Here is a 19,215-nt window from a genome sequence, read left to right on the forward strand (position 1 = left end):
TCCGGGCCCGGGGCGGTGCGCACCCGGCCCCGGACCCGGACACCGCTTTCGCCCTCAGGAGCTTTCGCGGGCGACGACCCGGTAGCCGACGTCACGGTGCGGCGCACTGACCGGGGCGCCGCGCATCCGCGTCAGCAGCAGCTCGGCACCGAGCTCCCCGATACGGGTGCTGGGCACCGCCACCGTGGTCAGCGCGGGGACGAGATGCCGGGCGAACTCGAAGTCGCCGAATCCGGCCAGCGCGAGCGTGCCGGGCACGTCGATCCCCCGCCGCACGCAGGCTTGCAGGGCGCCGGCGGCGAAGACGTCGCTGGAGAACATCACGGCGTCGGAGTCCGGATACCGCTCCAGCGCCAGGTCCAGCAGGGCCACGCCGGTGTCCATGGTGACCGGCTCCTCCCCCGCGTCCACCGTGCGCGGGGCGGCGCCCAGCAGCTCGCGGACGGCGATCGCGTAGCCGTCGAGGCGTTCCGCGGCCCGGGGATCGCCGGAGGTGTGCCGGCCGGCGAAGGTGATTTTGCGCCGGCCGCGCCCGACGAGATGCGCGACCATCGCCGATGCCGCCGCCGCGTTGGAGAAGCCGACCAGCAGGTCCACCGGCTCGTCGGACCAGTCCCAGGTCTCCACGACGGGCACCCCGGCCGCCCCCAGCAGGGCGAGGGTGCCCGGGGTGTGGTCGGTGCCCACCATGAGCAGTCCGTCAGGGCGCCGGCCGAGGAAGCTGCGCAGCACCTCCTCCTCGTGCTCGGGACGGTAGTCGGTCGTGCCGACGAAGATCTGGTAGCCATGGGCCGCCAGGGCGGTCGAGAAGGCGTGCACGGTGTCCGCGAAGACCGACGTGTTGATCTGCGGGACCAGGGCGGCGACCGTGCGGCTCCGGTTCGAGGCCAGGTTGCTGGCGGCGAGGTTGGGCACGTAACCGGTCGCCGCGATGGCCGCCTCGACCTTGGCCCGGGTCTCGTCCGACACCGACCGCGGGTCGCGCACGACGCGGGAGACCGTCTGGGCCGACACCGCGGCTGCCGCCGCCACGTCCGACAGGGTGACGGAACGGGTTGCGGAACGCTTGCGGGGGCGGCTGGGCGGCTGAGTCACACCGGTAACGATATGCGTCGCTCCGGCCTCCGCCGCCCCGTCTCCCCGGCCCTGCCCGCCGCCCGGCGCCGATGCCTTTCGCGTCACCGTGTTCCGGTTCCTCTCGGCTCAGCGCTTGCGGAAGACGGGCGGGCGCTTCTCGGCGAACGCGCGGCGGCCTTCTGCGGCGTCCTCGGTGGCGAAGCAGACGGTCTGGAGGTCGCGCTCGTAGGCGAGGGCCTGGTCCTCGGGCAGATTCCCGGCGGCCCGCAGGTTGATCTTGGCGGTCTCCGCCGCCACGGGGGCCCGTGAGGCGATCACGGCGGCGAGGGCGCGGGCGCGGGCGAGCAGTTCGTCGGGGGCGACCACCTCGCTGACCAGGTGCCACCGCAACGCCGTTGCGGCGTCGATGCGTTCGCCGGTGAGCAGCATGAGTGCGGCGTTGCTCGGGCCTGCCGCCCGGCTGAGGAAGGCGGCCATGCCGCCGCCCCCGATCCAGCCGAGCGTGATCTCCGGAGCCCCGAAGGACGCCGTATGCGAGGCGAGCCGGATGTCGCAGGACAGCGCGGTCTCGAGACCGCCGCCGAGGGCGTAGCCGCCGACCGCCGCGATGGTGGGGGTGCGCGCGGCACGGAGGGCGTCGCAGTAGTCGACGCGGTTGCGGAACTCCCATGGCGTCGCGTAGCCGTCGAGTGCGCGGATGTCGGAGCCGGCGCTGAAGGCGCGCCCGCCCGCACCGGTCAGGACCACGGCACGGACGTCGTCCGTGGTGTCACACCATTCGACGGCCCGGACCAGGGCGTGGGACATCTCGGGGGTGACCGCGTTCAGTTTCTCGGGCCGGTTGAGGGTGAGGGTGGCGACGCGGCCGGCGACGTCGAGGGTCACGTGCTCGGTGCCGAGGTCGGGCGGGGTGCTGGTGGTGTCGGTCATCCTCGTCAGTCCTTCGTGGTCCGGCTCGTACGGTAGAGGGCGCGCATCCGGTCGAGTGCCGCCTGGTGGCCGGTCTCCTTGGCGAGGGCGTCCCGGACGACGGCCGACGCCGCGGCCTGGAAACCGATGTAGCCGGCGTGCCGGGGGCGGACCCACGCCTGCTCGCAGGTGGCGGTGGTACGGCGGTAGAAGTCCGCGGCGACGGTGGTGGGATCCGTCCAGGCGGCACGTGCGCTGGGCTGCCCGTGGTGCCGGGGCAGGAACTCCCGCTGGGCCGAGGGGGACATCAGCCAGCGGACGTGGTCCAGCAGTTCGGGGGTGGGTGCGCAGTGGGAGCTGACGGCGAGTCCGGTACCGCCGAGGGTGGAACCCGGCCGCCCTCCTGGTCGCGCCACCGGGGCGTCGGTGAAGGCCACCCGGTGGGCGTAGGTCACGTAGCCGTACACCAGCGGGCAGTGCGCCAGGCGGTCGGTGCGCGACATCAGCTCCAGCAGCCCGATCGGGTTGAGGGTGCGGGTCTCGGCCGGTGCACGGGCGTCGACGGCCGCCATGAGGTCGAGGACGGCGTGCCCCGTCCCGTCGCTGATCAGTTCGCCCTGGTCGGCGGCCGGCTCCTCGCCGAGGGCGACGGCGACGGAGGCGAAGGTGAGGAAGGCGTGCGGCCCGGCGAGCGACAGGGCCACCGGTGCACGGCGGGCGAGGCGGTGCACCTCGTCCCAGGTGGCGGGGGGCTCCCCCACGAGGTCGGTCCGGGTGGCGGCGACTTGCGTGGCGGCGTCCAGCGGGAGCGCCCACTGCTTGCCGGCCATGGCGTACGAGCGCATGGTGGGGCCGATCGAGCCGGTGCGCCAGCCGTCCAGTTCCGCCTGGCCGAACAGGTCGTCCAGCGGGCGAAGGCAGCCTGCCGCGAGGGCCTCGCCGAGGTGCGGATGGTCGAGTACGACGAGGTCGTAGCGGGCGCAGAGTTCGTCGACCGGGTGGGATTCGAAGCCCTCCAGCGGCTGGACCGACCAGTGCACGAGGTCGCCCGCCGCGGCGGCGAGTGCGTCGTAGCCGCGCGGGTGGTCCCAGGTCAGTCCGGCCCAGGTCATGACGTCTCCGCCACGATGCCGGAGGCGAACAGCTCCTGGATCGTGCCTTCGTCGAAGCCTGCTTCGGTCAGGATCTCGCGGGTGTGTTCGCCGGTGAGCGGGGCGCCGCGGTCGATGCGGGGCGGGGTGGCGGAGAACCTGTACGGGAACCCGGGCACCCGCACGCGGCCCTCGGTGGGGTGGTCGTAGGTGACGAAGGTGCCGTTGTGCCGGATCTGCGGGTCGTCGACCAGTTCCGCGTAGCCGTAGACCGGGCCCGCCCAGATGCCTGCGGCCTCGAAGGCGTCGAGCCAGTGGCGTGAGGTGCGGGTGAGCAGCCGGGACGCGGTGCGCGCGAAGATCTCGTCGCGGTGGGTCCAGCCGTGTTCCTCGTCCTCCATGGTCAGGAAACCGTCCTCGCCGAGGATCTCGCCGAGCCTCTTCAGGGGCGGGAAGGCGAGGACGATGTAGCCGTCGGCGGTCTGGAACGCGCCGTAGGGGGCCCGGATGTAGACGTGCGCGTGCGGCTCGGCGGAGCGGGACTGCGCCAGCCTGCCGACGGTGTGCACCGACAGCTCCTGCATCTGGAGGGTGGTGACGGCGTCGAGCATGTTCACCGTCACCAACTGGCCCTCGCCCGTGCGTTCGCGGTGCAGCAGCGCCGCGAGCACCCCCTCGAACGCGGTGGAAGCGGTGACGCCGTCCACGAGGTACTGCCCCGCGGCCCGCGGTGCCTCGCCGGCCCGGCCGGTGGAGAGCATGGCGCCGGACATCGCCTGGAGCAGCAGGTCCTGGCCGGGGCGCTGGGCGTAGGGCCCGTCTTCGCCGTAGCCGGAGATGGAGACGTACACGAGGGCCGGGTTGATCGCGGCCAGCGAGGCGTAGTCGACGCCGAGGCGGTCGGCGACGCCGGGCCGGTAGTTCTGAAGGAAGACGTCGGCGCCGGCCACGAGCCGGCGGAGCACGTCCTTGCCCGCCGGGTCCTTCAGGTCGACGGCGAGGGAGCGCTTGTTGCGGTTCAGCGAGAGGAAGGAGGTGTTGATCCGGTTGCCGCCCGCGCCGCCCGCCGCCGCGTGCCGCTGCCACTCGCCGGTGACCGGCTCGACCTTGACCACGTCCGCGCCGAGGTCGCCGAGGCGCTGTGCCGCGAAGGGTCCTGCCATGGCGATGGAGCAGTCGAGGACCCGGTACCCGGCGAGTATCCCGGGCTTGTCGCGCGTCGTCATGGGACTCCTTGAAGGCGGGAGGGAGAGGGGACGGCGGGGAGTCACCCTGGGGCGGTGGCCGCGTCGCGCGCCGATTCATCGCCTCGATGATGGTGCCAGACCCTGTTGTTAGCGCTACCGGCAGCGCTAACATTCACGCTAAGAGGGCACCGCGTGCAGTGTCAACGCCTCGATCCGCCCCTTCGGCGCCCGGCCGGCACCGGGAAGATGGGAACCACTGATGAAACAACCGCGAGTCGCACTCGTGACCGGCGCCGGCGGCGCCCTGGGCCGGGCCATAGCCACCCGGCTGGCCACCGACGGACACGCCGTCGCCGTACTGGACCGCGACGCCGCAGCGCTGGAGCGCACGGCGGAGCAGGTGCAGAAGGCCGGCGCCCGCGCGTTGGCGCTCACCATCGACCTGCGCGACCCGCAGGCGATCGGGACGGCCGTCGAGCGGGTCACCGCCGAGCTGGGCACCCCGCGCGTCCTGGTCAACAACGCGGCCGTGTACCCGAGCCGGCGCTTCCTCGACGTACCGCTCGCGGAGTACGAGGACGTGGTGGCGGTCAACCAGCGCGCCTACTGGGTCACCGCGCAGGCCGTCGCGCGCTGCATGGCCTACGCCGGCGGCGGGGCGATCGTGAACATCGCCTCGATCACGATGCACGGCGGCTGGGACTCGCTCGCCGCGTACGTCTCCACGAAGGGCGCGGCCGTCGCGTTCACCCGCGCGCTCGCCCGCGAGCTGGGACCCGAGGAGATCCGCGTCAACTGCGTCTCCCCCGGCGCCTTCCCCACCGCGGCCGAGGAGATCCACGACGACCCCGAGGGCTACACGCGGCATGTGCTCGAGCATCAGGCGCTGAAGCGGCGTGGCCGTCCCGACGAGCTGGCCGCAGTGGTGTCGTTCCTCGCCGGTCCGGACGCCTCGTTCGTCACGGGCCAGTGTGTGGAGGTCAACGGAGGGTGGGTGATGTCTTGAAGCTGAACGGACGCGACTACGACCGCCATGCCCTCGCCCGGCTCGCCGGCGACCTCGGCGCCGCCGGCGGCGTGCGGTCCGTCGTCCTGGACGACGGGTCCGAACGCGGCATCCGCACCCTGGAGTTCCGCACCGGTGCGGGGCTCTCCTTCGACGTGCTGGTGGACCGGGCGATGGACCTCGGCGGGGCGGAGTACGCGGGCCGCGGGTTCGGCTGGCGCTCCGCGACCGGGTTCCGCCATCCCGGCCTGCACGAGTACCGCGACGACGACGGTCTGTCGATGATGCGCAGCTTCTCGGGGCTGCTGCTCACCGCCGGGCTCGACCACACGCTCTTCGGCGCCGAGGTGGACGCCTCGCAGTACCGCTACCCACCGCGCCGCACCGTCTCCAACGGACTGCACGGCCGCATCGCCAACCTTCCGGCCCGCCTGACCGGCTATGGAGAACGGTGGCAGGACGACGGCCGGCGCTGCGTGCTGTGGGCGGAGGGCGAGGTGCGCCAGGCGGCGATCTTCGGCGAGCATCTGCGGCTCACCCGCCGTGTCGAGGCCGACCTCGGCGGCACGGAGATCCGGCTCATCGACCGGGTGCGCAACGCGGGCTTCGACCCCACACCGCACATGTACCTGTACCACGTCAACATCGGCTGGCCCTTCCTGGACGAGGGCGCGCGCTACGAGCTGCCCCTGCGCCGCACGCTGTGGCAGAGCGACAGCGTCGCCGAGCAGGGCGTCTCGAACACCGCCATGCCGGGCCCGCTGTCCGGGTTCGTCGAGCAGGTCTACGAGCACGAACTGGAGCCGGACGCGGACGGTCTGGTACGGCCCCGGCTGGTGAACGACCGGCTGGGCATGTACTTCGAGCTGGAGTACGACGCGGCGCAGTTCCCGTCCTTCTTCCAGTGGATGCACCTGCGCGAGGGCGCGTACGCGGTGGGCTTCGAGCCCTCCACCCACCATGTGCAGGGAGAGACCGCCGCCCGTGAGGACGGGTCCATGACGTTCCTGGAACCCGGGGAGGAGCGTTTGTACACGACGGTGTTCCGGGTGGGCAGGACCGGCTGATCAGCGCGGCCGCTCAGTCCGTTCCAAGCATCTCCCGGGCGGCGTAGTAAGCGTGGAGAGCGGCTTCGCCGCCCGAGCCCATCGCGGTCATGATCCGCTGGTAGCGGGCCGAGCGCAGGTCGCCGGCGATGAGGACGCGGGGATGCTGGTGGGAGGGGGGACAGTAGCCTGCCGTGTCACGGACGAGGTCGCCGGGCGGGGTGGTGGGGGCGCTGCCGATGCTGAGGAAGACGGCGTCTGCCGTCAGCGTTTTCCGTGTGCCGTCGCGGCCCACCGTTTCGGCCGTGTGAGCCGCCCCTCGCGGGTGCAGGGTCAGGTGGTCGACGGGAAGCAGGGTGACACGGGGGTCCTGCTGGATTTCCTCGACCTTGTAGTCGTCGTCTTGCGGGTACGCCACGAGCAGGCGGGTGGCGGTGGTCGGGTGAGCCCGCAGGAACGTGCCGACGGGGCGGTCGCCACCGAGGACGAGCAGCGTGCGGCCCTCGGTTTCGCCGGGTTCCACCTGCCACAGCGGGGGCGGGGCGAGGTCGGGTGGTGCGGTGATCCAGGGGGCTTCCCGGGGCTGGAGCGGGCCGACGCCGGTGGCCAGGATCGCGTAGGGAGCCGTCAGCGGGCTGCCGGTGTCCAAGGTGACGGTGACGTGGTCGTCGCCGGCGCGGATCTCGGTGACGCGGCAGCCGAGTTCGATCCGGCACAGGTCGGTGTTCCGCAGATCCGTCGTAAGGGCGTCGGCCAGATCCGGGCCGCTGGTGTGGCCGCCGAGGACGTTGGCCAGCACGCGGATGCGGCGGAGGGTGTGGCAGAGGGTGTCCTGTTCGACCAGTACCGAGCGCATCCCCACGCTGGCGGCCATGCGGGCGGCGGCGCAGCCAGCCGGGCCTCCGCCGATGACGATCAGGTCGGTGTCGGTGTCGGTGCGGCGGGATGGGTCGTTTCGGTCCGGCACCGTGGCCCTGTCGTGTGCGTCGAGGTGCCGTGTCACGAGGTCGGCGGTGATGAGCTGGCCTTCTCCGACCAGGCGGCGTGCCACGAGCAGTCCGGCATCGTGTACGGCCGGTCCGGCGTCGCTGGCGCAGGCGTCGGTGATGATCCAGGGCGTGTAGCCCTGTTCGAAGGCGTCGGCGGCGGATTTCAGTACGCAGCTCTCGGTGGCAACCCCGCAGAACACCAGGTCCGTCCAGCCCGCCGCACGGACGAGTGCGGCGGCTTCCGCGGTGAGGAACGTGTAGCCGGGTTTGTCGAGCACCCGGTAGGCGTCGGCGGCGTGGTCGGTGAGTTCCGCGACGATGTCGGTCTCGGGTGGTCCCTGGAGACGGTGCCAGCCGAAGAACTGCTCGTACGGGCTGCCGGGGTGGTTGAAGTAGCGGGTGAAGACCACCGGCAGCCCTGAGGCGGACCAGCGGGTCACCAGATCGGTGACCGCTGCAACGGCATGGCGACTGTGGCGGTTGACGAAGCCGTTCTGCATGTCGATCACGACCAGTGCCGCGTGGCCGATGTCCATGCGCGCAGCTTACGAGGCCGGCGGGGTACGAGCCGGCGGATCGGCGTCCGCCACGGCCGCACGTCCCAGGAGTGCCGGTCGACCGCCTACCGGTCGTCAGGGCCTACGGTCCGCCAGGGCCTTGAGGACGCCGTCGGGGACCCGGACGGTCAGTTCGACGTTGCGGTCCGCCGTCGCGCCCTCGGCGCGGTCCCCGCCGACGCCGTCGAGGATGTTCGCGGCGATCTCCCGGCCGGCGGCTGCGACCCGCAGCAGTGGGGAGTCCTCGTCGCCCGGAGCGGCGTGCGCCAGGTGGTCCAGCATCGTCAGCCGCAGCAGGACGTGGTCGCCCTCCACCGCGATCTCGACGAGCCGGGCCTGGCACGGCCAGTCGATCGTCGCCGAGGTCGAGACCTGCCAGAACCCCTGCCCGTCGGGGCCGACCGCGCCGACCCGGTTGCGGTGCGTGTGACCCGACAGCCACAGCGCCACGTTCGGGTACGACAGCAGAAGCTCCTCGATCTCCGGGCCGAGTACGCGCGGCAGGTCCTGGCCCGGCCGGGCGGCGCCGGACTCGTCGCGTGCCACGTACCCGTTCGTCATCGTGGACAGGCCGTGGTGCGAGGCCACCACCACCAGTTGGTCGCTCGCCAGCGCCCCGTCGAGCTGCGCGCGCAGCCACCGGAACTGTTCCGTCCCGAGGGAGCCGTCGACGTGGCCGCCGGGGTTGGTGGTGTCCAGGACGAGCAGGCGCACGGCCGGGTGCGGTTCGTCCGCGAAGTAGGCGACGCCCCCGGCCTCCGCGGCCTCCGCGGCCTCCGCCGCGTCCGCGCCGCGCGTCGCGGCGACGAACCGCGCGCGGTCGAAGAGCCGGCGGTCGGGGTCGGCGGCAACGGGTGCGGTGGGTCCGCCGCTGAAGCGCGCGGGATCGTGCTGGTACAGCTCCATCGCCGGCGTGTCGGACGCGTCCGTGGCGGCGCGTGTCGCCTCGTCCAGCAGTACCGGCTTCGCTTCGCCCGCGAGCAGCGCGGCCACGCCGGGCGAGCCCGGGGCGCGGCCCTGCACCAGCGCGTCGTGATTGCCGAAGCAGGCCAGCCAGCGCACCCCGAAGCCGGTGGACACGAACTCCCGGGCGGAGTCGCGCAGGGCGCGCGCGTAGCCGGGGAAGCCGCGCGTGTCCTTCCACTCGTCGGCGACCTCGGGGTCCGGATGGTAGTAGGCGGGGTCCGGGTCGCCCGCCGTACCGGTGCCCGGCCGGGTGTCCGGCGGGAACGAGCGCGTGCGCGCGCCGCCGCTCATCAGCGCGATGAACTGGTCGAGTTCGTTGACCTGCTGGTTGTCGGTGTTGTCGCCGGTGGTCAGGACGAGGTCTGCCGGCCGCCCCGCCTCCGCCAGCGCCCGTACGGTCCGCGCGAGGGCCTCGACCTGTGCGACGGCGGCGAACTCCTGCGGCCGGTAGCTCGGCACCATCTGGGCCCAGGTCGGCTCGTCGCCGATGCGTTGCAGGAACTCCAGGCGGGTCGGCGAGGTGAAGTCGGCGAGCTGGAAGTCCGAGACCTGGACGAGGCGGAGCACGGTCTCGGCCGTGCCGTCGGCCGCCTCCCCGGCATCGCCGAGGCGGGTGTGGCACTCGCCCGGGCCGATGCCCAGACGCCGGTATCCGCCGTCCCCCGGCTGCCGCCGGACGGTGCGCTCAGTGGTCAGGCCCGGGCGGGACGGACGGTCGCGGTCCTGGGAATCGCTCATGGCAGCACACTACGACGTTCTAGTGATCGGTGACAGCTTCGGCTCACCCCGGACGGCGTGTCAGAGTGCACGAGCACGGCCGGCCGCGTGCCCTCACCCAGCTCACCTCCGCAAGGTGCGTCGGGGTGGCACCGGGGGGCGCTTCGCAGTGCCCGGGGCGTGCGGCCGATGGAACGCCCGCCGCGTCATCGACGCTGGTGGTAGCCCCGTCAGGGGCGTTGTCAGGGGCCCCTTGTCAGGGGCGTTCGGGGACTGTCAGGGGCGCGGGGGACGCGGGGGAACTCACGTGCGGGTGGCCAGGCCCGGGCCTGGCGCGGGGCGACGGGGCGAGGGTGCGACCGGTCGAGGCGCCGCCATGCCACCTCACCCCGGCGGGGCCGTCGAGGCGCGTTCGACCAGCTCCACCGGCAGCAACTCGCGCACCGGCGTGCCGTCCGGTCCGTCGAGCGAGTCGATCAGTATCCGCGCAGCCCGCCGCCCGAGGCCGAGCCGGTCGGCGCGGAGCGTGGTCAGCGGCGGGTCCGTCAACGCGGACGTGGGCAGGTCGTCGTGCCCCACCACGGACAGGTCAACGGGGACGCGCAGACCCTCGGCACGGGCCGCGGCGTAGACCGCGTACGCGATCCAGTCGCTGTTGGTGACGATCGCAGTCGGCCGGTACGCGCGCGGGCGGCGCAGCTCGGCGCGGAGTACGGCCTCGGCGGCGTGCGCGGTCAGCGCGGACTCGATGACTAAGGGTTCGAGCCGGCGCTCGGTCATCAGCTCGGTGAAGGCGGCGAGGCGTTCGGGGTCCGGGGAGGTCGCGGCCGGGGCGGTGAGCAGTGCGATCCGCCGGTGGCCGAGGCCGGCCAGATGCCGCACGGCGAGCCGGACGGCCTGCGGCCCGTCGATCCGCAGGGAGTGCATCGAGTCGACGACGGCCCGGCTGCCGTTGAGCACGACGACCGGCTTGCCGGTCCGCCGGGCCCACGAGCGGACGGCGCGACCGGGGCCGATCGGAGCGACGGCGAGCGCGTCGACCCCGCGCGCGGCGAAGGCGTCCAGCAGCTCGCGCTCGTGCCGGGGCTCGTACCGCGCCGAGCTGGTCATGGCCTGGTAGCCGGCCGCCGAGCACTCGCGGTCGAAGCCCTCGACGACGTCCAGGAAGAAGGGGTTCTGCAGATTGCGGATGAGCAGGCCCATCACCCGGGAACGGCGGGTGCGCAGCGAGACGGCGGCCTGGTCGGGGACGTAGCCCATGGCCCGCGCGGTACGGCGCACCCGCTCCCGTAGCTCGTCGCTGACGCCCTTGCGTTCGGAGAGCGCGATGCTGACGGCCGAGACGGAGACGCCGAGTCGTTCGGCCACGTCCCGCATCGTGGGTCGCGGAGTGCGAAGCATGCCCGCAACTCTAGACGCGTGGCGCGCCCCACTGCTAGAACGTTCTAGTCCTAGTCCGCCTTCCAGATCCCCGGCCGTTCGTCCGAGCCAGGGTCCGAGCCTCTGACGCGCTCTGGGCCGTGGCCGCCCGGCACCACCCCCAACCCCCGGGAGCGACATGTCCGCAGATGCCCGCGAGGAGTGGGAGATCCTCGAAGCCGACTCGATGCGCAGGTTCCACAACAAGGTCGCCCGGCTGTCCGCCGCCGGGACCTTCCTCGACGGGTTCGACCTGGCGGTGATCGCCGTGGCCCTGCCCGTCCTGACGGACAAGTGGCATCTGAGCACCGACATGAACATGACCGTCGCCGCCTCTGCGGTCGTCGGGATGCTGATCGGTTCCGCGGTGGTGGGCCGGCTCACCGACAAGCTGGGCCGGAAGAAGATGTACTTCCTCGACCTGCTCTTCTTCGTGGTCTTCGCCGCGGCGACCGCGCTCAGCCAGGACGTCTGGCAGCTGATCGCCTTCCGCTTCCTGCTGGGCATCGGGCTCGGCGCGGACTACCCGATCTCCGGCACGCTCCTCGCGGAGTTCGCCCCGGCGCGGCGGCGCGGTGCGTTGATGTGCCGGTTGGGGGCCATGTGGTTCGTGGGGTCGGCGACGGCCTACATCGTCGGTATCGCCTTCGAACCGCTCGGGGACGAGGCCTGGCGGTACATGCTCGGGCTCGGCGCCGTGTTCGCCGCCTTCGTGATGTACCTGCGCCGCTCCATCCCCGAGTCGCCGCGCTGGCTTGCGGCCGAGGGGCGCGGCGAGGAGGCCACGTCCGTCATCGGCCGGATGAACGAGGCGGGCTTCGCCGACGCCGACCACACCTTCGCCGAGGCCTCGATGGCCGAGGCCTTCCGCAAGGCCAAGGAGGGCCCGGCCGACCACCCCTGGCAGCGCCTCTTCAGCCGCCCCCTGCTGCGCTGGACGCTGTTCACCTGCGGCTTCTGGGCGATGTACACGATGATGTACTACGGCATCACGATCTACACACCCACGATCCTCAACGGGCTCGTCAACACCGACGAACGCTGGCAGGCCTACCTCGGCTCGGCCGCCGTCGGCCTCCTCGGCGTCGCCGGCGCGGCCCTCGGGATCTCCCTGGTCGACCGGATCGGACGGCGCCCGCTCATCATCGGCGCGTACGCGGCCACGCTCGTGGTGCTGCTGCTCATCGCGCTCGTCACGGCACCGCCGATCGGCATCCTCACCCTGCTGTTCGCGCTCGCGGTGATGTTCGCCAACAGCGGCCCCGGCATCCTCGACTTCGTCTACCCGACCGAGCTGTTCCCCACGGACGTCCGCGCCACCGGCTCCGGGCTCGCGACGTCGGTCAGCCGGATCGGCGGGCTGCTCGGCGTGCTCGTCTTCCCCCAGCTGATCGACCGCTGGGGCGTGTCGCACGCGATCTGGATGTTCGTCGGCTCGGCGATCGTCGGAACCCTGGTGTGCGTCTTCCTCGCCCCGGAGACCAAGGGCCGCACGCTGGAGGACCTCGAATCCATCGTCGCCCGGGGTGCGTTGACGCGGCACGGGGTCCAGGCGCCTGACGCGGTCGAGGTGCCGTGATCCGCTGAACGGCCGCCGGCGGCGGGCGACGCCGCGGAACGCGCCCCACCCCCACCTACCGAACGACCATGCGGCGCGGCCGGGTTCCGGGCGGGCGGCCCACGGGCCAGGCCCCGCCAGGTACCCGGCCCGCTGCTGGACCCCGGCCGGCAGCAGACGATGCTCCGCCGGCAGGCCACCGACGTCGGCGGCCTGCCGGTTCAGCGATTCGGCACCGCCCCGCCCGCTGCCGCACGCCGACCGAGCGCCTCAGCGCTGTAGGTGTCAGAACCGTGTCCGTGCTGGTCAGAGGAGCCGAGTACGGCCGGCCCCAGCCCACGTGAGACCTCCGGTTTCGGGCCGCCGAACTGAAGCGCCGTCACCCTCCTCGGCAGGCGTCACCTCGCTCCCGTTGCTTCCAGGTTGCCGACTGCTGCCACAAGCAGAGGTCTTGTCGAGCCCCATACGCTCCTGTAGACAATAGACGAAACCGAAGCCGCCGAGCTGAGAGCACCGTCGCGGCATCGCCGAATCCATCCCACTCAAGGACGAGGAGGATCAAGCGTGGCGCGGACGACAGACGGGCCGGCCGCCGGACTCGTGGGGCTCGGGAACCTGGGCCAGGCGATCGGGCTGCATCTCCTGGCGGAAGGGTGGCGTGTGCGGGCAACCGACCGGTCACAGGGACGGACTGACGTGCTGACGGATGCGGGCGCCGAGGAAGCGTCACCGAAGGAGCTGGCGGAGTGCGATGTCGTGGCGTTCGTCGTACCCGACGAACGGGCGATCCATCAGGTGCTCGACAGCGGGTTCCTCGACGAACTCGGGGCGGACTGCAACGTTGTCGTGCACAGCACGGTGCTCCCCGAGCGGACGCGTGAGCTGGCGGGAATCGTCACGGCACGCGGCGCCGGATACGTGGACGCCCCGGTCACCGGTGGGGCGGAGCGAGCGCGAGCAGGTGACCTCAGCGCATTCGTCGGCGCCGAAGCGCCCGACCTGGCGGCCGTGCGTCCCTACCTCGACACGGTCGCCAGTGATGTCCACCATCTCGGTGCCGTCGGCGCGGGTGCCGCGGTCAAGCTCGCCAACCAGCTCGTCATGTTCGCCGCGCTTGCCGGTGTGTTCGACGGCATCCGCATCGGTGCCGCGTACGACGTCGACGAGGAGGCACTGCTCCGGGCGATCTCGACCGGGACGGGCGACACGTGGATCGGCAGGAACTGGGGGTTCTTCGACCGCGTGGCCCGGGACTACGACGTGGCCGGCGTCCCGGCCGAGGATCGGTCGTGGCGTAAGGACATCCGTGAAGTCATCGAGGCGGCGGGCTCCGCCGGTGCTCCCACCGCCTTGGCGGCGCTGCTCGCCGACACGGTCCCCCAGACGCTCGAAGCGCACGCCGCTGCAACCGGCCGGGACGGGGGAGCAGCCCGATGAGCATGACCGACGGTCTGGTCCTCGACGTCACGGACACGCCCGGGGCCGCCACGACCCCTCGACGCCGCAACAGGTCGCGGTCACGGGACGGCCTCGCCGCCCTCGGCTTCCTCACACCCTGGCTGATCGGCATGGTCTGCCTGACCCTGGGGCCGATGATCTACTCGCTCTACCTGTCGTTCACGCGATACGACCTGTTGAGCAGCCCGCGGTGGGTCGGTATCGCGAACTTCACGCAGATGTTCTCGGATCCTCGGTTCGACAGCGCTGCCAGCGTCACGATCACTTATGTCGTCGTGTCGGTCCCGGTCGTCCTCGTCGTGTCGATGCTGGTGGCGCTCCTCCTGAACACCGGCATCCGGTTCATCACCGGGTATCGCGCGCTCGTCTACCTGCCGTCGCTGCTCGGCGCGAGCGTCGCGATCGCGACCCTGTGGCGGCAGATATTCGGTGCGAGCGGCCTCATCAACAACGCGCTGCACGCGGTCGGCATCGAGCACTCCAGTTGGATCGGCGATCCGAACACCTCGCTCCTGGTGATCATCACCCTCAACGCATGGGCGTTCGGTTCCACGATGGTCATCTTCCTGGCCGGGCTCCGACAGGTGCCGCGGGACCAGTACGAAGCGGCCCTGGTCGACGGTGCCGGCCGATTCCGCCGGTTCTTCAGTGTCACGCTCCCGCACATGAGCCCGCTCATCTTCTTCAGCGTGCTGCTCGACACGGTCCACGCGTTCCAGGCGTTCACCAGCGCTTACGTAGTCAGTGGGGGCGACGGCGGCCCGGCCGACTCGACGCTCTTCTACACGCTGTACGTGTACCAACAGGGCTTCACCCAATTGAACATGGGCTACGCGTCGGCAATGGCCTGGCTACTCGTCGTGGTCCTGGCCGCTTTCACCGGCCTCTTGTTCCTGACCTCCCGTTTCTGGGTGCACTACGGAGATCGGTGATGGCCATGACGACACCTCGAATCGCCCCCGCGCTCACGCAGCGCATCCGTCCCGTCCGCAGCGCGGTCGCCGTCGGCGTCGTCCGGCACGTGGTCCTGATCCTGGTGTTGCTCGCGATGCTCTATCCCTTGCTGTGGATGATTGCGGCATCGTTCCGGCCGAACTCGGAGATCTTCTCCAGCCTCGGTCTCCTTTCGAGCCACTACACCGTGCAGAATTACGTCGACGGGTGGGCGAGCGGGTCGTTGCGGTTCTCCCGCTACTTTCTCAACTCGATCGTGATATCGGTTCTCACGGTGCTCGGTAACCTGATGGCCTGCTCGCTGACCGCCTATGCCTTCGCACGGCTCGAGTTCCGTTTCAAGCGCGTGCTGTTCGCGCTGCTGCTCGGGACGCTCCTGCTGCCGTACCACGTCACCCTCGTCCCGCAGTACATCCTGTTCAACAAGCTGCATCTCGTGAACACGTTCGCGCCTCTGATCGTTCCGCACTACCTCTCGACGGACGCGTTCTTCGTGTTCCTCATGGTGCAGTTCATCCGTGTACTGCCCCGCGAGCTCGACGACGCGGCGCGTATGGACGGATGCGGCCACTGGGGCATATTCAGACGGGTCATCATACCGCTCTCGCTGCCGGCGATCGGGACGACCGCGCTCTTCAGCTTCATCAATTCATGGAACGATTTCCTCGGACCGCTGCTGTACCTGGGCGACGCGAATCTCTGGACGGTACCGCTCGGACTCAACTCGTTCCTCGACTCCACGGGTGGCCAGTCATCCTACGGTGCGCTCTTCGCCATGGCCACCCTGTCTCTGGCACCCCTCGCAGGTTTCTTCGTGGCTTTTCAGCGCCTCCTCATCGAGGGAATCGCCACCTCCGGAATGAAGTGAGGCGATAGTGCGATGAAGGTGTCGAACCACAAAGGGAAGCTGCTCGTCACTGCGGTCGCGGTGTCAGCGCTGCTCGGCGGATGCTCCGCCTCGTCGAACAACTCCACGGTCCCGGCGGCGAACGCCCCCGTCGCCGGATCGATCCAGCTGTCCTACTGGGGTTCCTCGACCCGGGTGGACAAGACCGACCGGATCAACAGGCTCTTCGAGGGAAAGTACCCGAAGGCGTCGGCCCAGACGCAGGTCGGCGACTTCTCGACCTATTTCGACAAGCTCAACGTGCAGGCCGCGAGCTCCTCGATGCCGTGCGTCACCGGACTACAGACCCGTCAACTCAACGACTACACGCACGACGGACTGCTCCAACCGCTCGATCCGCTCGTGAAATCCGGGGCGATCGACGTCGGTTCGATCCCGAAGAACGTGCTGGACAGCGGGCGCGGATCGGACGGCAGGCTCTACATGATCCCGTACGGTTCGGCCTGGAACGCATTGATGATCAATCAGGCGATGGCCAGGAAAGCGGGTGTCAAACCGCTTCCGATGCGCTACAGCTGGAACGGATTCGTCTCGTGGCTCAAGGCGGCGAAGTCGAAGCTCCCCGCCGGGGTGGCTCCGACGACCTCGCAGGGCGGTAACGAGCCGGTGTTCTCTGCGTACGTCATCGGCAACGGCGAGAAGATGTTCAACGCGGACGGCCGGATCGCCTTCTCGAAGAGGACCCTGACCGACTACTGGACGCTCTGGGAACGGCTTCGCAAGGCGGGCCTGACGAACTCCGCAGAAGACGCAGCGGACGAACCCGCCCAGCCGGAGCAGTTCTACGTCACCACGGGCAAGGTGCTCAGCGAGCCCACCGCGGGCAACGCGCTCGTCGCCGCGTCCGCGGCGGCGCCCGGCGAGGATCTCACGACGGTTCCGTTCCCCACCGGGTCGGCCGGACTCGGGAACGCATTCTTCGTCAGCGGATGGTCGATCCCCGCGAAGTGCGACAACAAGGCGACCGCTGCGGCGTATATCGACTTCTTCACGAACAACGACAAGGCCGCCGCCATCTACGACTCGGACAATGGCGCCGTGGCGAACAGGGAGCAGCTACAGCAGCAGCTCGACAAGCCGACGTCACCGCCGCTCAAGCAGGAGCTGCACGTCTACGACTACATCCTCAGCAAGAAGGTTCCCCAACCACTCATGCCGTCCGGATACAACACCACGTTCGAGCAGGCCTTCACCCGTGGATACGAAAACATCGAGTTCGGCAGAAAGTCGATCTCCGAGGCAGTGGACGACTTCTTCGCGGAGGCCGCGATAAACCTCGGTACCAGGTGACGGAACGGGAACGACGAGCAACGAGGAGGAATCAACCATGCCTGATCCCGACTCCGCCGGGGCGCGCACAGGTCAGCGGCCGACGGCACTAGGGGGTATCCGTGTCCTCGACCTGACGCAGGTGATGTCGGGTCCGTTCTGCACGATGATCCTGGCCGACCTGGGTGCGGACGTCATCAAGGTGGAGAACCCGGACCACGGCGACCAGACCCGAAAGTCGTGGGGCAGGTCCGTCGTCGGTGACGACAGTCGGGCGTTCCTGTCGCTGAATCGGAACAAGCGCAGCGTCGTACTGGATCTGAAGGGTGATCAGGACCGGAAGACATTCCTGGAGCTCGTACGGACCGCCGACGTCGTCATCGAGAACTTCCGACCGGGTGTCACCCGGCGCCTCGGAGTGGACCATGACGCGGTGCTGGCGGTCAATCCGAGGATCGTCTACGCCAGCATCTCGGGATTCGGCCAGACCGGACCGTATGCGGCGTACCCGGGCTATGACCTCATCGCGCAGGCCATGACCGGAATCATGAGCGTGATGGGTGAGGCGGGGCAGCCCCCGGTGAAGTCGGCGATACCGGTGGCTGATCTCGGCTCGGGCCTGTTCTGCGCGATCGGGATCCTCGCGGCGCTGCGCGCCCGGGAGGTCACCGGTGCCGGCCAGTACCTGGAGACATCGCTCTTCGAGTCGGCGCTCGCGATGTCGGTATGGGAGTCGACGGAGTTCTGGTCGACGGGCGAGCCACCGACTCCGCTCGGCTCGGCCAACCGCATGTCGGCCCCGTACCAGGCGCTCGCGACACGGGACGGGTATCTGACGGTCGGCGCGAACAACGAAAGGCTCTGGCAGCGGCTGTGCAAGGTGATCGAGGCACCGGACCTCCTCGCCGATCCGCGCTTCGTGGACAACGACCACCGGATGACGCACCAGCGGGAACTCGTCGACGCGCTCCAGCGGACCCTCGTGACGCGCGACACGGACGACTGGGTGACCGCACTCCTGCACGCGGGTGTGCCCGCGGGACCGATCCGTGACTACCGGCATGTCCTGACCGAGGACGAGCACGTCCGCGCACGCCAGATGGTGACCTCGTTCCAGCACCCCGTGGAGGGCGAGACGAACGTGCTCGGATCGCCACTGAAGCTTTCGGGGACACCCGTTCGGACCGCGGCTGCCCCGCCTCTGCTGGGGCAGCACACCCAGGAGGTGCTCGCGGAGCTGACGACGCGTGCGGCACAGGCGCAGACGCAGGTACCGGGGCAGGCGCAGGGGCAGGCGCAGGGAGATCCCGCGTGAGCCCCGTGGAGCGCGGGGACGGGGTCGACCTCGTCGTCAGCGACGGCATCGCAGCGGTCCGGCTGCGCAATCCGGGACGCCGGAACGCGCTCACCTGGGCGATGTACGACCGTCTTCGGTCCATCGCCGCCCACGTGGGAGAGCGGGACGACGTCGTCGCGGTCACCATCCGGGGTGACCCCGAGGACGGGTTCGCCGCAGGCACGGACATCGGCCAGTTCGTCGATTTCGCGGACGGACGTGACGGCGTCGCCTACGAGCGCCGTGTCGGTGCCGTCGTCGCTGACCTGCTCGCGATAGCGGTGCCGGTCGTCGCGCTCGTCGAAGGCGCTGCCGTCGGCGCAGGGCTCGTCGTGGCCGCATGCTGCGATCTCGTGATCGCGGAACGGGGAGCGCGGTTCGGCGCTCCGATCGCGCGGACCCTCGGCAACTGCCTCCCGGCCGCGGTCGTCGCCCGGCTGCGTGCCCGGGTCGGGGTCGCCAGGACCGACGCAATGCTGCTCGGTGCGACGCTCCTGCCGGCCGAGTCGCTCGCTGAGGCCGGGTTCGTGACGGCGCTCGCCGAGCCGGGACACCTTCAGGAGGCGGCCGAGCCCTACCTGCACCGCCTGCGCGGGACGGCGCCGCTCACCACCCGGGCGCTCAAGGAGATCGGGCGTCGGCTCGACGCCGCGCACGCCGTCCCCGACGACGAGGACCTCCTCATCCGTTGTTACGGCAGCACGGATTTCCGCGAGGGCGTAGGTGCGTTCCTCGCCCGCCGACGCCCCGTCTGGACAGGAAGCTGACC

At 70.7% G+C, this 19,215-nt stretch carries 16 protein-coding genes and 1 pseudogene; 9 read left to right on the plus strand and 8 right to left on the minus strand.

Translation table 11 applies throughout. The annotated features are described in order from the left end of the window. Positions 1-54: 54 nt before the first annotated feature. The 4 genes from NQO67_RS07395 to NQO67_RS07410 all read right to left on the minus strand — a co-directional run bounded on the left by NQO67_RS07395 (position 55) and on the right by NQO67_RS07410 (position 4,303). On the minus strand, positions 55-1,095 hold the full coding sequence (locus NQO67_RS07395; RefSeq protein WP_255948226.1) for a LacI family DNA-binding transcriptional regulator: 1,041 nt from the start codon (positions 1,093-1,095) through the stop codon (positions 55-57). 108 nt (positions 1,096-1,203) lie between these two features. Then, positions 1,204-2,007 (minus strand): enoyl-CoA hydratase/isomerase family protein, encoded by an 804-nt coding sequence (locus NQO67_RS07400; protein ID WP_255948228.1) that lies wholly within the window; start codon positions 2,005-2,007, stop codon positions 1,204-1,206. Between the two features lie 5 nt (positions 2,008-2,012). Further along, positions 2,013-3,098 carry an extracellular solute-binding protein gene (locus tag NQO67_RS07405; RefSeq protein ID WP_255948230.1) on the minus strand — a complete coding sequence of 362 codons (1,086 nt, stop codon included), beginning with the start codon at positions 3,096-3,098 and terminating at the stop codon, positions 2,013-2,015. Further along, a complete protein-coding gene (locus NQO67_RS07410) occupies positions 3,095-4,303 on the minus strand; it encodes a CaiB/BaiF CoA transferase family protein (RefSeq protein WP_255948232.1) in 1,209 nt (402 codons plus the stop codon). The genes NQO67_RS07405 and NQO67_RS07410 overlap by 4 nt, the downstream gene beginning before the upstream one ends. A gap of 220 nt (positions 4,304-4,523) precedes the next feature. Here NQO67_RS07410 and NQO67_RS07415 point away from each other — a divergent pair, with 220 nt between their 5' ends. Together NQO67_RS07415 and NQO67_RS07420 are read left to right on the plus strand one after the other, a co-directional pair. Continuing rightward, entirely contained in the window at positions 4,524-5,270 is a 747-nt protein-coding gene (locus tag NQO67_RS07415) for an SDR family NAD(P)-dependent oxidoreductase (RefSeq protein ID WP_255948234.1), read from the plus strand. Further along, positions 5,267-6,337 (plus strand): aldose 1-epimerase family protein, encoded by a 1,071-nt coding sequence (locus tag NQO67_RS07420; RefSeq protein WP_255948236.1) that lies wholly within the window; start codon positions 5,267-5,269, stop codon positions 6,335-6,337. Before NQO67_RS07415 ends, NQO67_RS07420 begins: the two co-directional genes overlap by 4 nt. 13 nt (positions 6,338-6,350) lie before the next feature. Here the strand turns inward: NQO67_RS07420 and NQO67_RS07425 are convergent, their stop codons facing one another. The 4 genes and pseudogenes from NQO67_RS07425 to NQO67_RS07440 all read right to left on the minus strand — a co-directional run bounded on the left by NQO67_RS07425 (position 6,351) and on the right by NQO67_RS07440 (position 10,946). Next, the gene (locus tag NQO67_RS07425; RefSeq protein WP_255948481.1) at positions 6,351-7,283 is read right to left on the minus strand and encodes an FAD-dependent oxidoreductase; all 933 of its coding nucleotides are present in this window, start codon (positions 7,281-7,283) and stop codon (positions 6,351-6,353) included. Positions 7,284-7,370: 87 nt separating this feature from the next. Next, positions 7,371-7,841 (minus strand): annotated as a pseudogene (locus NQO67_RS07430) (cysteine hydrolase family protein); the annotation flags it as partial. A 96-nt stretch (positions 7,842-7,937) separates the two neighbouring features. Further along, positions 7,938-9,566 carry a metallophosphoesterase gene (locus tag NQO67_RS07435; RefSeq protein WP_255948238.1) on the minus strand — a complete coding sequence of 543 codons (1,629 nt, stop codon included), beginning with the start codon at positions 9,564-9,566 and terminating at the stop codon, positions 7,938-7,940. Positions 9,567-9,929: 363 nt separating this feature from the next. Beyond that, entirely contained in the window at positions 9,930-10,946 is a 1,017-nt protein-coding gene (locus NQO67_RS07440) for a LacI family DNA-binding transcriptional regulator (RefSeq protein ID WP_255948240.1), read from the minus strand. Between the two features lie 157 nt (positions 10,947-11,103). On the opposite strand from NQO67_RS07440, the gene NQO67_RS07445 reads away from it, so the two are divergent. The 7 genes from NQO67_RS07445 (at position 11,104) to NQO67_RS07475 (ending at position 19,213) form a co-directional block, all read left to right on the plus strand. Further along, positions 11,104-12,543: an MFS transporter gene (locus tag NQO67_RS07445; RefSeq protein WP_255948242.1), complete on the plus strand. Its 1,440-nt coding sequence runs from the start codon at positions 11,104-11,106 to the stop codon at positions 12,541-12,543. A 543-nt stretch (positions 12,544-13,086) separates the two neighbouring features. Next, the gene (locus NQO67_RS07450) at positions 13,087-13,959 is read left to right on the plus strand and encodes an NAD(P)-dependent oxidoreductase (RefSeq protein WP_255948244.1); all 873 of its coding nucleotides are present in this window, start codon (positions 13,087-13,089) and stop codon (positions 13,957-13,959) included. Next, positions 13,956-14,912, plus strand: a complete 957-nt coding sequence (locus NQO67_RS07455) for a carbohydrate ABC transporter permease (RefSeq protein ID WP_255948246.1) — start codon at positions 13,956-13,958, stop codon at positions 14,910-14,912. The genes NQO67_RS07450 and NQO67_RS07455 overlap by 4 nt, the downstream gene beginning before the upstream one ends. After that, positions 14,912-15,802, plus strand: a complete 891-nt coding sequence (locus NQO67_RS07460) for a carbohydrate ABC transporter permease (RefSeq protein ID WP_255948248.1) — start codon at positions 14,912-14,914, stop codon at positions 15,800-15,802. Before NQO67_RS07455 ends, NQO67_RS07460 begins: the two co-directional genes overlap by 1 nt. 18 nt (positions 15,803-15,820) lie before the next feature. Beyond that, positions 15,821-17,131, plus strand: a complete 1,311-nt coding sequence (locus NQO67_RS07465; RefSeq protein WP_255948250.1) for an ABC transporter substrate-binding protein — start codon at positions 15,821-15,823, stop codon at positions 17,129-17,131. A gap of 37 nt (positions 17,132-17,168) precedes the next feature. Beyond that, positions 17,169-18,425 (plus strand): CaiB/BaiF CoA transferase family protein, encoded by a 1,257-nt coding sequence (locus NQO67_RS07470; RefSeq protein WP_255948252.1) that lies wholly within the window; start codon positions 17,169-17,171, stop codon positions 18,423-18,425. Then, positions 18,422-19,213, plus strand: a complete 792-nt coding sequence (locus NQO67_RS07475; protein ID WP_255948254.1) for an enoyl-CoA hydratase — start codon at positions 18,422-18,424, stop codon at positions 19,211-19,213. The genes NQO67_RS07470 and NQO67_RS07475 overlap by 4 nt, the downstream gene beginning before the upstream one ends. Positions 19,214-19,215: the final 2 nt, after the last annotated feature.

It is taken from the genome of Streptomyces odontomachi, from assembly GCF_024435355.1.
GTDB lineage: Bacteria > Actinomycetota > Actinomycetes > Streptomycetales > Streptomycetaceae > Streptomyces > Streptomyces odontomachi.